This window comes from Vreelandella sp. 21, from assembly GCF_050995515.1.
In the GTDB taxonomy this organism is placed as follows: domain Bacteria; phylum Pseudomonadota; class Gammaproteobacteria; order Pseudomonadales; family Halomonadaceae; genus Vreelandella; species Vreelandella alkaliphila.
The window spans coordinates 111498-123986 of sequence record NZ_CP194673.1 but is presented as its reverse complement, the minus strand read 5'-3'; the positions used below and the strand labels follow the sequence as shown (position 1 = coordinate 123986).

The following is a 12489-nucleotide window of genomic DNA, read 5'->3' as shown; positions in this document are numbered from 1 at the left end:
ATTTTTAGTATTGAAGCCGAGGAAGTAATGAGCCTAAACCGCAAGGCTTAAAATGCTTCCCACTCATCGACTGCCATGTTGCGAGCGGGTATTTTTTTGGCCGCTGGAGTTTGGGCGGCAGGTACTTGCTGAAGAGCGCGGGGCCGCATGGCATAACCAGATTCCTGTTTCCCCTCAGCCAGGGCAGGCGTCACATGGAAGCGCTCAACCGCTTCTCTAAGGCGTGCCGCTTCGCTTTCTAATTCGTTGGCGCTACGTGCTGCCTGTTGAACCAGCTGGGCATTTTGCTGAACAACCTGATCCATTTGGGCAACCGCTTGATTAACTTGCCCAATACCATTGCTTTGCTCTTCAGAGGCAGCCGCAATCTCATCCATAATATCGTTAACACGCTGCACCGCGGCGACAAGATCCTGCATGGTTTTTCCCGCGTGATTCACCCGCTGGGTACCCGCATCCACTTTGCCAAGCGATGCATCGATCAGCGTACGAATTTCTTTAGCAGCATTAGCACTGCGGCTAGCGAGACTGCGAACTTCCTGCGCAACAACGGCAAACCCTTTGCCATGCTCGCCAGCACGGGCGGCTTCTACCGACGCGTTTAAGGCGAGAATATTGGTTTGAAAAGCAATGTTATCGATCACCGTAATAATGTCGGCAACTTGGTGGGAACTCGCGCTAATGTCCTGCATGGTTTCAACAATATTGGCAACTTCTTCGCCGCTGCGTCTGGCGGTTAGCGTTACCTCATTGGCGAGCTGACTGGCTTGTAGTGCATTGTCTGCGTTGTGCCCAACGGTAGAGGCTAACTGCTCCATGCTCGAGGCCGTCTCTTCTAGCGAAGAGGCCTGCTGTTCAGTACGTGAGGAGAGGTCGTTATTGCCACTGGCAATATGCTGAGAGCGCTCAAAAATTGACGCACCGCTTTGGCGTACCACACCAACGGTTTCAGACAGTGAAGACTGCATGTGCGCCATCGCTGTGTACAACCTGCCAATTTCATTATTACCAGGCGAGGTAATTTGCTGGCTTAGATCGCCCTGAGCCATTTTCTCAAAGTAACCGACCAGACGATCCAGGGGACGCAACACATTAACAGTCACTCCCCACACCACCACCGCGACCGTTACGCCGGTCATAATGACCACGCCAATCAGCACCCAGCGAATGCGTGTCGCAAACTCACTGAACGCCGCTTGCTGCGCCTGCAAATCACTCGATGCCTGCACAATAGCGGCACCGTGGTGGAGTGCATAAAGACCTATACCGCAGGCCACCACCACCAACATTGAAAAAGTGGCTAATACCAGCCCCCAACTAAGGCGCACGGTCATATTGCTCATCATTTGACGCAGTAGCGGTGTCACACGCATTACTCCAAATACAACCGTAGTGGCCGATGCTATCCGTAGCACCAGAGAGGGCTGTTTTTTTGGCTTAAGAAGGCACTCTCCCTGTGCCCAGTCACAAAGGGATTAGCGGCTGCTGGTGCTATCGACTAAAGCCATTTCTTCGCTGGTCAGCAGCTTATCGATATCAACTAACACCAGCATGCGGTCTTCAAGACTGCCTAATCCGCTTAAGAAATCGGAGGAGAGCGTTACACCAAACTCAGGCGCTGGTTTTATTTGCTCGGGTGTTAGTGTCATGACATCGGAAACGCCGTCCACGACAATACCAACGACGCGGTCGGCGACATTGACCACGATGACAACGGTTTGGCCACCGTACTCCACACTGTCTAGGTGAAATTTAATGCGCAGATCGACAATAGGCACAATGACGCCGCGTAGATTGGTCACCCCTTTAATAAAATCAGGGGCATTGGCAATACGCGTGACGTTTTCATAGCCGCGTATTTCCTGAACCTTCAGGATATCAATGGCATACTCTTCTTCTCCCAAAGAGAACACCAAAAATTCGCGATTATCGGCTTCTGCGGCGGACAACACCGCTCCATTGTTTGCCTGGCTCATGACGGCTCGGCCTCCTGGTAATAAGAGAGATGGGGATAATTCACCTGTTTTCCGGCTTCTTTCTTGGCACGGCTTAACCGGTGTAAACCTGTAATATCTAGAATTAGCGCGACGCTACCGTCACCAAGGATGGTCGCCGCCGAAACGCCCGGCACTTTGCGGTAATTATCTTCTAAGTTCTTTACAACTACCTGTTGCTGGCCAATCAGCTCATCGACCAACATGGCATAACGACGCCCCTCCCCCTGCACGATTACGGCAATACTTTTGGTCGGGTCGGTAATGGCATTTTCCACATCCAACACTTCATGGATCGCGATGACCGGCAGGTACTCATCGCGCACTTTAAGCACCACATCATCACCCGCCATGGCATACATATCGCCTTTGGCAGGCTGCAACGACTCAAGTACCGTGGAAAGCGGCAAAATAAAGGTTTCGCCGCCCACTTTGATCGACATGCCGTCAAGGATGGCAAGTGTCAGCGGCAACACGATGCGCGTGTTGGTGCCTTCACCCTTCTTGGATTGGATTTCAACCCGGCCACCCATGCCTTGAATATTCCGCTTTACCACATCCATTCCGACACCGCGGCCAGAAACGTCTGTGACTTCTTTTGCCGTGGAGAAACCCGGCGCAAAAATCAGCTGAAAAACCTCCTCATCAGACATGTTGTCGGAAACGTTCAAACCATTTTCACGCGCCTTAGCCAACAACCGATCACGATCCATGCCCGCGCCATCATCACGCACTTCAATCAGAATATTGCCGCCCTGGTGGCGTGCCGATAACACCAACTTGCCAACTCGGGGCTTACCTACCGCTTCGCGCTCATCCGGCATTTCGATGCCGTGATCCAAGCTATTACGTACTAGGTGCGTTAACGGATCGGTAATGCGCTCAACCAGACTTTTATCCAGCTCGGTGGACTTGCCTTCGGTGATAAGCTCAATTTCTTTGCCCAACTTACCGGCGGTATCACGCACTACACGTGGGAATCGGCTAAACACAAACTCCATCGGAATCATGCGGATCGACATCACCGCTTCTTGAAGATCCCGCGCGTTACGCTGTAGCAGACTCATGCCATTTTGTAGCGAGCTATTGCCAACGGATTGATCGCCAAGGTCGCTGACCGTTTGGTCTAGCATCGACTGGGTAATAATCAGCTCGCCAACCAAATTGATGATTTGGTCGACTTTATCTACCGACACACGGATTGAGGCTGACTCTGCGGCCGCTTTTTTAGGGGCGGATTTCGCTGGCTTCTCTGGCGAAGGTGCTCTATCAGCAGGTTTAGCCACCGCTGGCGCCGCAGGCTTAGCACTATTAGTAGGCTCAACAACATCAGTAGGCACGGCTACTGGCGCGTCTAACTCAGGGCTAACACTAGCCTCTTCGTTTTTTTCAACCGCTACCACGCTAATTTCAATCTGCTCAGGCTCAATAATGAAGCACATCACTGCTTCAATATCGTCAGCACTAACGTCACCTGTTAGCGTTACTTCGTAACGTTTTTCATCACCCGAGTGGGACTGGACATCACCCAGTTGCTCCAGCTCTTCTACCAGCAACGTGCGATCTTTTTCGCTAACATTCAGTAGCGCAACCAACAGATGGCGCTCGCTTAGCGAGGAGGGTTCAGCAGCCTCGGCGCTGGCTGATGTTTTCTTTTCAATCGTTGGCGCGGGGACCGCAGGTGCATCCAACGTCTGGCCAATTTCTTCTAGTGCGATCTGCTGCAGTGTCTGGCAAATTCGCTCGTAGGCTTCTTGGTTGGGCTCTTCCTCGTTGCGATAGGCATCGAGTTGCTCATGCATGATGTCTTTTGCCTCTAAAAAAGTATCAACGAGGTCAGCTCGCAATGTCAGCTCACCTTTGCGTGCGTGATCTAACAAGTTTTCAAAGATGTGCGTGGTTTTCTGCAGCACGCTGAAGCCGAAGGTACCGGCGCCGCCTTTTATGGAGTGGGCGGCGCGGAAGATAGCGTTTAGCTGTTCGCTATCCGGATCATCGACATCCAGTTCCAGCAGATGCTGCTCCATATCGGCCAGCAGCTCTTCGGCCTCTTCAAAAAAGGTGTCAAAAAAATCCGCTATATCCATGCACCGCTCCACATAAACGTCTTTGTGTTGTGATAAGCCCTGCTCATTCGCTTTCATCGCTCTGAGGCACGCTTTGTGGCAGCGCCTCTAAAAGCGCATCTTCATCAGGTAATGGGCTATCAAGCCCCATAACGCCTGGATTACGAATCGCTTCTGCGATTTCTGGCAATAAGACAACGAGCTCAATGCGACGATTAATCGGGTCTGTCGGCGCAGTGTCAGGCAACCTGACACGATCGGCAAAGCCCGATACGCGCAGCAGTTGATCTGGATCAAGCCCGCCGGCAACTAATTCACGCCGAGAGGCATTTGCTCGATCATTGGACAGCTCCCAGTTACTGTAACCTCGATAACCGCCTGCATAGGGCACGCTGTCAGTGTGGCCGCTGATACTTAAATCATTGGGCAATTCGTTGAGTAGCGGTGCCATCGTACGTAACAGGCTGCGCATGTAAGGAGCTACTTGATCGCGGCCTAACTCAAACATGGGCCGCTGCTCCGTATCGAGCAGCTGAATACGTAGCCCTTCGCGGGTTAAATCAAAGCGCATTTGGCTGCGTAGGTGGCGCAGCTCGGGGTCTTGTTCAATGGCTCGCTCAATGCGCTCTTGCAAGTCGTTGAAGAAACGCCTCTCCTGAGCACTAGGGCGGCTATGTTGAAGCACATCGATTCGGGCACGTTCGCCATCGCTGTGGGTAGGATCTGGGCCACCACCTGGAATCACCTGAGTGCTTCCTGATCGGTCACCACTGGTCATTGCCGTTATTAATGGCGTACTGAAGTACTCCGCAACACTGCGGCGGGTTTCATCGTCGGAAACACTTAAAATCCACATGACCAGAAACAGCGCCATCAAAGCTGTCATGAAGTCGGCAAGGGCAATCTTCCACGCACCGCCATGGTGGGCATGCACCACTTTTTTGCGCCGAATAACAATCGGACGCTTATCGCCCCCCTTACTCATGCATTACCGCCCTTTTTAGCGTCGCGAACATACTCTTCAAGCTCTGCGAAGCTGGGGCGCTCGGTGCTGTGTAATGCCTTCCGACCAAATTCAACGGCTAACTGGGGAGCATAACCATGCAGGCTGGCCAACAGCGTGACACGGATACACTGGAGCATTTTCTCTGCTTCTTTGGCTTGCCGTTCGGCATAGCTAGCGATAGGACTAATAAATCCATAGCCCATTAAAATCCCCAGGAAAGTACCCACCAATGCCATGGCAATCATTTGTCCCATTTGTTCAGGACTAGCATCTGCGTAGGTCAGTGCTTTAATAACCCCCATTACCGCCGCTACGATACCGAACGCAGGCATTGCATCACCTACTTTAGCAATCGCATCGATGGGAATATGGGCTTCCTGCTCAAATACTTCGATTTCGTGCAGCATTAACTCATCGATTTCCATCGGCTCCATGCCACCGCTCACCATTAACCGCAGATAATCGGTTAAGAAATCCATAATATGAGGGTCTGCAAGCACCGTGGGATGCTCTTGAAACAAGGGGCTTTCCTGGGGGTTGTCAATGTCACGCTCAATGCCCAACATCCCCTCGCGGCGCACTTTAGAGAGGATCTTGTATTGCAGCGCCATTAACTCCATATACAGTGCTTTGTTATATTTTTTGGTTCGTTTGAGCCTGGGAAGTATTTTAAACGTGGCTTTAATCGCTTTGCCGTTATTTGCAGCAATAAAAGCACCAACGCCTGCACCGCCAATAATCAGCAGCTCCAGGGGTTGGTACAGGGGGCCCAAGCTACCACCTGCCATCACATAACCGCCAAAGACAGATAGCAGTACGACCAAATAACCCAGAGGAATCAGCACAAGCAGTGTCCTTGCGGTATCAGTTTTATCTCAAGGGAACGCTATTTCCGTGTCTCAAAAAGAAGACACAGAAAAGTCCCGCTCCACGCGTTTCTTAGCCATAGCATACGCAGGCGTAGGCAGTTCTAATGAAAAAGTACCCACCCCTTTTGGTGCTATCTATGCGTTAAAGACGCACGTTATTGGTTATATGCTTACCCGCTGTGGGCGTGGCCGTTTTTATCTTTCAAAGCCGCGCCTTGCGTGTTTTGCCGGCTCGCGAGGGAGGCTGGCAAATACCGCAAACATAATCATGAGCGGGGCTATGCGCATGCGCGACAAAGTGCCCCCCACAACGCGTACACATGTTGAGCTGCAGCAAGTCACTTTCAAAAAACCGTACCAGTGTCCACGCCCGGGTAAGCCCCAGCACCGGTTCAACGTTTTCAAGGTTTATCTGCTCTTCATACAGGCGGTAAGCTTTGACAAAGGCATCAATACGCTCGCAGCAGGTATTTTTTTGTATACTGTTGTAAATATTGTAAAACAGCGACGAATGCACGTTTGGCAGCCAGGTTACGAACCAGTCCGCGGAAAAAGGCAGCATACCTTTAGGCGGCGACATCCCCCGCACTTCTTTGTACAACTTAATCAAGCGCGTGCGACTTAGGTCTGTCTCGGTCTCTAGTACTTGTAAGCGTGCACCTAACTCAATCAGCTCTATGGCCAGTTGTACTTGGTGCATTTCATCAACCAAGCTTTTCTGACTCACTCGGACTCTCCTACTGGAAACACCTCAAACGCTTCACAAGCCGACAGTAAAGAAGCATGTAACCCTGAAAGACCTTGATCCCGAGGATTCTGAGTAATTTTGCGCAGTTGATGGACGCTCGTTTGGCTTAGCCTGCATATCAGCTGATTATTGCGTGCCAGTTTCGTCAACTGCCGAGCATTTAGAGACACCAGCAGATCGGCAAGCTCACTGTCTACTTTTAAGCGAAACATCGCTGCCTCACGGTCTTCGACCAATAGGCGCTGCGCGAGAAGTAAATACGCTAAATTAATTTCTTGAATTTCATCGAGAAAGCTTGTTTGACTCATAGTGTTCCATCGAACGACATGGGCGTTTCATTATGACTTTATACCGACGCCTTAAAGGTTTTTAACATTCCTCTGTCATGGTTACATACAACGTTTGTATTGGCTACCAACGCTCTTGACGAGGAATTAACCCTTCTTCGGATAACTCAAATACCCACACGAGAAGCTCTGCAATCACCTGGTATAAACTTGCAGGAACCTCGGCATCGAGATCTAACTGCATCAGTAGTGCCACAAGCTCAGGTGCATCGTGCACATAAATGCCTTGGCGCTGTGCCTCCGCCATAATCCGCTCCGCCAGCTCGCCGTAACCTTTTGCGATCACTCTCGGCGCCTGATCTTTATCTTGATAGGCTAGCGCGACGGCTTGACGACGATGCTCACCCGAGGTCGCCATCATGACTCTCCAAGGTGGCATAGTGGGCTTTCACCTGAACACTGCGAAAATCTAACGCCTGCAGACGTTTTTCCAAACGCTCGCTCCCCAGCTCTAGAGACTGGTAAGTCGACGCGGTATCCGTGGTCAGATCAATGCTTAACACTGATTGGTAAAGTCTCAGTGATGCACTGAACGCTCCCAGATTAGGCACGTCGAGCCGCATGTCTGACTGCCAGACACCATCATCCTCTGCTTCTTGCTGGGCACTTTCGCGCTCGCCTTCCCGGGTGGGCATATGAATGACTAATGCCATAAAAATACCGGCCCACACATCACCTTCCCAGCGAATAACAGGCATCACGAGCATATCAAGCTGTTGACGCACCAGGCTCTGCAAACTTTCATGCACAATCTCACGGCCACCGCGCACTAGCGAACTCTCTTCCATTGCCCGCGCGCTTGCCATATCAATACTGGCGGAAGCGCTCGCAGAGACATTGGCAGGCACACTTTCACGCTGCGCGCCTGCTGGCAGGGTACTATCCGGCATAAGCGCAGCTGTGCGCATCAAACCAGCTTGATCACTTGCCACAGGTATCAGCAGCGAATTCGGCAATATGGCAACGTTTGTATTACTCGCACCCAATGTGGCATTTGCCGCAAGAGGAGGCATTACAAACGTGGCCAGACTGGCAGGCAGCAGAGGTCGTGGGCCTGGCTGCATCTGCGGTTCTCGCAGCAATTGTTGTCGGGAAGAGTCCCCTTGAAACCATCGCTTTAAATGCGATTCGTAAAACAGTCCGCTATCCCGAACGCTGCTTTCTAACCGACTCGCTAGTGCCGCAGCAGAGGGCGCTTCCTCCAATCCCATCAATGGCGCCTGCGGGCGTATCATCGCGGGTGGTGCGGGAAAGCGCAGCAATACATCGGCGATGGTGCGTGCCGCTGGGCTAAAGTGTGTTTGCGTTGAGCCTGGCGGTGTGCTGGCTGCCTCTCCCTTCGCAGCGGGCAGCCGTTGCCCATCAAGCGAGGAGGAAAGACGCCTAAGATCATCGAGTGGCGATGATAGCGGGCGCCCATCCAAGCTTGAATCGCCTTGCAGTGCACGCGGTCCCTCACCCGGCGGTACTGGTTGCACAGGCGCGTTAAGAGGACGTTGAGACAGCTCACCCTTACGCCCAAGCACTTGGTGCATGAGCGTATCGATAAGTGGCGTAATGCCACTCACGAAGCCCCCTTCTCCTGATCGCTACCGGTATCGAAAAACGCCGCATCACCTTGCTGAGGCGCATAAGCACGATGCAGGCTTCGCTGACGTTGAGAAACACCTATCAGTTTGCCTAGCTCATCTCGCCGAGCCACCAAGCGACGACGAATTTCAACATCATGCTCAAGAATGCTCTCCAGCAACTCTGTTTTTCGCTTCCGGCCATCATCATCAAGCACGGTCTCTTCATCGCGCTGACGCAACGCTTCAACTGACATCACATAGTGAGTACGCTGCTCGATAAGCTCCGCCCACTGCTCCGCATGTGCGAGCTCGTGCATTTTTGTCACACAGGTGAGTAGCTTGGCGTACGCATCAATGAGCGCTTGCTGGGCATTTTCACGAGCAGTTTCAGAAGCCGACATGCTTTGCCTCACGCACTTTGCTGTTGACCGATTTCACGCCATGCAGAGGCGATGTCTTCAAGCAAACGTTCTGCTTGGTTAAGGCTGTCTTCATCATTTCGAAGATTTGCGGCTAACAATAAACGAGAAATGTAGTCATAAAGAGAAGCAAGACGCTCAGCAATATCGCCGCCCTTCTCTTGATCCAGCGCAGCCGCCAAGCCATTGTTAATAATATCCAAGGCCTTGGAAATCGACTTTCCCTTTTCAGCCGTGTGGCCTGCCTGCATATGAATACGCGCCGCACGGATGGCCGCCTGAGCACCATCAAACAGCATTACAATGAGCTGATGAGGATCAGCTGACATAACGCCGCTTTCCACGCCAACGCGGGCGTAGGCATTGGCACCTCGGCCATAAGCGGCGCCACCGCGGGAGTATGTCATAAGCGGGCTCTCCTTTATTAATGTGAACAACAGCCACACAATCAACGACTCGCACTGTTTCTCGTTAGCTGTTTCGCGTCCAAAATCGAGCTTATTGACTCGGTTATAACTAGTATCGGCGCCTGGCTAATAGACTTTAATGTTTACCTTACTTTTCGCTCAGAAAATTTCGCTCTCTTTGCCAAGCAGTAAACGGCTACGTAGACACCGCCACTTCACGTGTTGGCTTACCCAACCTTTCTAGAACGTCCCCACGCAGCGTATTGCCCAACGTCTCGCGCATGGGCGCCTCTGCCTGACGGGTCAACGCCACTTCAGCCGGCGCACCCTGCTCGTCAAGGCGAACAACCCAAGCCATCTGTTCACTGGAAAAATACGCCAGCGACCCCACCGGCAGTGGTTTGAAATGCTCGATGTAGCGCTTGGTCCAGCGGGGATCAAATTGGTGAGGGTGGCTCAGCAAATGACGATATATTTGCTGCGCCGTTTTAGCCGGTCGGTCAGCTCGATCACGCCGCATCGCTTCTACCACATCGACCACAGCGCTCGCTTTCGCTAGCTCGTTAATATCATTGCCGGTTAAGCCATCAGGATAGCCACTACCATCCAACCGTTCGTTAATACCACCAATCACCGCTTGGGCAACGGCAGCAGAAAGCCACTGGCAGTGCTGAAGACGATCTAATAGCAACGCCACATGCTCACTCATGGCTTGGCGATGAGTGGCCTCGAAGTGTGGCGCCTTAAACAGTATTTGTGGAACAAGCGCCTTACCCAGATCATGCACCAAACCACTCGCTACAATCGCTTTGCGCACATCACGGGGCATATTTGCCCCCACCAAATCGAGCAAATGCACGGCTACTGCAATGCCATGGCGAACAAGCAGCGGCTCTGGCGACAAGCAGCGCGTCGCAAACAGCAGCGCTTCACGGTCTTCCTCATGGAGCAACAAAAGACGGTCTGCATTACGTGATAGCTGGCGAGAATCGATGTCGCTGCCTTGCTGTAAAAGCAGCAGTTGGGCATCCAGATAAGCCGCAATTTTCACTAAGCGCCGCGCCATTGGCGTTGCATAGCGGCGAATATCACGCCGCCCGACATGCTCACTTCCCGCCGCACGTTTGCCAGACTGCTCGAATAGCGGCGATGGCTGACGATCATCCTGCGCTTCTTTTTTATAACGGGCGGCTTCACGCTCGATTTCACAGACAAAATACCAAATTTGTCGCTCTTGTTCCGAGGCGCAATTCGTAAAACGGAAGCCTACGCGCAATAAGTGCCGTTCAGGGTCGGTTTTTTGATGGCGCGGGACACCCTGCACTTCAAAATAGGTGCCATCAGGGAATGTAAAGGCGAGCGTTAGCGGCAAGTCAGCTTCAGCTAACACGCCACTGGCAGTCAGCGGCAGCTCTATCTGGCAGCCATCTTGGGAAAGGTCGCGTAGCTCCCCGTAAACCCCATCACCACTTTCGCCACATATTGAAGCGGGCACAACCATGCCTAAACGCAGCTCAGCGCGAAACGACTCGCGGCGCTGGAGCACTTCCAAGGTCGCGGGGTAGTCGCTACAACATAAAAAACGCCCCCCTGCATGGCGGGTTTCGGTTAACGACAGAAACGGCGTGCGCACCACTTTACCCTGGGAGTGGCCGCGTAGAAAAAACGACTCACCTTGCTGTAAGCGATTTAGCAAATGATCGACCGAGGATAAGTCCATCACTAGCGTCTTGCCGGCGTACTGCTCCATCAACACGATAGGCTCTGGGCGTGCATCAGCGGAGGCCAAACAAAGCGACACCCCTCCACCTTCGATCATGGTATTTAAAAGAGAGCTGACTGCCGTTGGACTGGTAACTCTTTCATATTCATCTTGTTGGACTGACATTCTCGTCTCGCTCACTACCACGTTGTTATTACGTCACACCCACAAAAAGGCGACAGAGCATATCAGAAGCTTTTGGGCTGCCGTTATAACGACCACAGCCCTACGCTATGCAAAAATAAAGTTTTCAGCCCCCCTGCCGATAGCAGTGAAGAGGCCTATAGCTACGACTCGACGGCCTTATCACTTTATTGCTACCACGCCGTGTGGCTTTTTTCTAAAGGATTCCGTCTATGGGCCCCTTGTTAATTGATGAGCTAATCTCGATAGCAACAGCTCCCTATTCATCAAACAACCATCAATCAACCAATTTCCAACCAGCCAATCAACAAACATCGCTGAAGCAGACGCCGGGCATTCCAGGCGTTGGCGGAGAGCAAGCAGAGCCGCGCAACGTAAGCAAAGAATCGCTTGCGGAGCCTATACAGCGGATCAACGAAACCTTGCGGCCACGGGGGTTGGAATTTGTACTAAGTGAGCAATCTGGGCGCGTCATCACGAAGGTCATCGACCGCGAAACCGGTGATGTTATTCGCCAAATACCAGCCGAAGAGGTGTTGCTCGTCGCAGAGCGGCTGGAAGAGCTACAAGGACGAATTATTTCTTTAGAAGCCTGATCAAGCGATAGGAGAGGTTACTTCGCCATGACCAGTGATCTCTCTTGCTTACGCCACCCGCTAATCAATTACCCAGTGTTCTCATTAGCGCTTGTTACTAGCTTTTTTCGACGCCAACGAATAAACGCCATCTACACCTGCATATTCATTACGTCGCGATAGGCCGTTACCAGGCGATTACGCACTTGAAGACCCATCTGAAAAGCAACGCTCGCCTTCTGCATGTCGACCATCACGTCATTCAGTTCAACGTTCGGTTCGCCTGCCTGAAACGCCATCGCCTTTGTATTGGCGGCCTGCTGTAACCGATTGATACGCTGAATAGACGCCTGCAACTCACTACCAAAACTGCCCTGGCCCACCGCCGTGGCAATATGCTCACCCTTAATAGGCTGGGCTGCCTGGGTAGCTAAACCTTGCATTTGCTGCAGCGCTGATTGTATCGCAGGTGAACTCATAAGCACGCCTCATCCGAAGGAAGGTGAAGTAATACCAAAAGCCTATCACTGGTAGCAGAACACTCATACGTACAAATACGCCTTAAAAGCCAACCTGTTCAT

General features: G+C 52.1%; 14 protein-coding genes. 1 reads left to right on the top strand and 13 read right to left on the bottom strand.

Annotated features, from left to right (window positions below):
• Positions 1-47 precede the first annotated feature (47 nt).
• From ACN06F_RS00570 to ACN06F_RS00515, 12 genes are all read right to left on the bottom strand, one after another.
• The gene (locus ACN06F_RS00570; protein ID WP_038480214.1) at positions 48-1373 is read right to left on the bottom strand and encodes a methyl-accepting chemotaxis protein; all 1326 of its coding nucleotides are present in this window, start codon (positions 1371-1373) and stop codon (positions 48-50) included.
• A 102-nt stretch (positions 1374-1475) separates the two neighbouring features.
• Positions 1476-1976 (bottom strand): chemotaxis protein CheW, encoded by a 501-nt coding sequence (gene cheW / locus ACN06F_RS00565; protein ID WP_038480211.1) that lies wholly within the window; start codon positions 1974-1976, stop codon positions 1476-1478.
• On the bottom strand, positions 1973-4081 hold the full coding sequence (cheA, locus tag ACN06F_RS00560; RefSeq protein ID WP_120385960.1) for a chemotaxis protein CheA: 2109 nt from the start codon (positions 4079-4081) through the stop codon (positions 1973-1975). Before cheA ends, cheW begins: the two co-directional genes overlap by 4 nt.
• Before the next feature lie 43 nt (positions 4082-4124).
• Complete coding sequence (gene motB / locus ACN06F_RS00555; protein WP_038480205.1) at positions 4125-5045, bottom strand: flagellar motor protein MotB; 921 nt, start codon at positions 5043-5045, stop codon at positions 4125-4127.
• Entirely contained in the window at positions 5042-5911 is an 870-nt protein-coding gene (motA, locus tag ACN06F_RS00550; RefSeq protein ID WP_038480203.1) for a flagellar motor stator protein MotA, read from the bottom strand. The genes motB and motA overlap by 4 nt, the downstream gene beginning before the upstream one ends.
• A 226-nt stretch (positions 5912-6137) precedes the next feature.
• Positions 6138-6662 (bottom strand): flagellar transcriptional regulator FlhC, encoded by a 525-nt coding sequence (flhC, locus tag ACN06F_RS00545; protein WP_095604338.1) that lies wholly within the window; start codon positions 6660-6662, stop codon positions 6138-6140.
• The gene (flhD, locus tag ACN06F_RS00540; RefSeq protein ID WP_095604337.1) at positions 6659-6991 is read right to left on the bottom strand and encodes a flagellar transcriptional regulator FlhD; all 333 of its coding nucleotides are present in this window, start codon (positions 6989-6991) and stop codon (positions 6659-6661) included. The genes flhC and flhD overlap by 4 nt, the downstream gene beginning before the upstream one ends.
• A gap of 103 nt (positions 6992-7094) precedes the next feature.
• Positions 7095-7388 (bottom strand): EscU/YscU/HrcU family type III secretion system export apparatus switch protein, encoded by a 294-nt coding sequence (locus ACN06F_RS00535; RefSeq protein WP_089040063.1) that lies wholly within the window; start codon positions 7386-7388, stop codon positions 7095-7097.
• A complete protein-coding gene (locus ACN06F_RS00530) occupies positions 7372-8598 on the bottom strand; it encodes a flagellar hook-length control protein FliK (RefSeq protein WP_433924497.1) in 1227 nt (408 codons plus the stop codon). Before ACN06F_RS00530 ends, ACN06F_RS00535 begins: the two co-directional genes overlap by 17 nt.
• Positions 8595-9002, bottom strand: a complete 408-nt coding sequence (fliT, locus tag ACN06F_RS00525; protein ID WP_038480188.1) for a flagellar protein FliT — start codon at positions 9000-9002, stop codon at positions 8595-8597. The genes ACN06F_RS00530 and fliT overlap by 4 nt, the downstream gene beginning before the upstream one ends.
• Before the next feature lie 8 nt (positions 9003-9010).
• On the bottom strand, positions 9011-9427 hold the full coding sequence (fliS, locus tag ACN06F_RS00520) for a flagellar export chaperone FliS (protein ID WP_038480185.1): 417 nt from the start codon (positions 9425-9427) through the stop codon (positions 9011-9013).
• 196 nt (positions 9428-9623) lie between these two features.
• Entirely contained in the window at positions 9624-11315 is a 1692-nt protein-coding gene (locus tag ACN06F_RS00515; RefSeq protein WP_433924496.1) for an HD domain-containing phosphohydrolase, read from the bottom strand.
• 230 nt (positions 11316-11545) lie between these two features.
• Here ACN06F_RS00515 and ACN06F_RS00510 point away from each other — a divergent pair, with 230 nt between their 5' ends.
• Positions 11546-11929, top strand: a complete 384-nt coding sequence (locus ACN06F_RS00510; protein ID WP_084183644.1) for a flagellar protein FlaG — start codon at positions 11546-11548, stop codon at positions 11927-11929.
• A 131-nt stretch (positions 11930-12060) separates the two neighbouring features.
• On the opposite strand, the gene fliE is transcribed toward ACN06F_RS00510, so the two are convergent.
• Entirely contained in the window at positions 12061-12387 is a 327-nt protein-coding gene (gene fliE, locus ACN06F_RS00505) for a flagellar hook-basal body complex protein FliE (RefSeq protein ID WP_038480180.1), read from the bottom strand.
• Between the last annotated feature and the right edge of the window lie 102 nt (positions 12388-12489).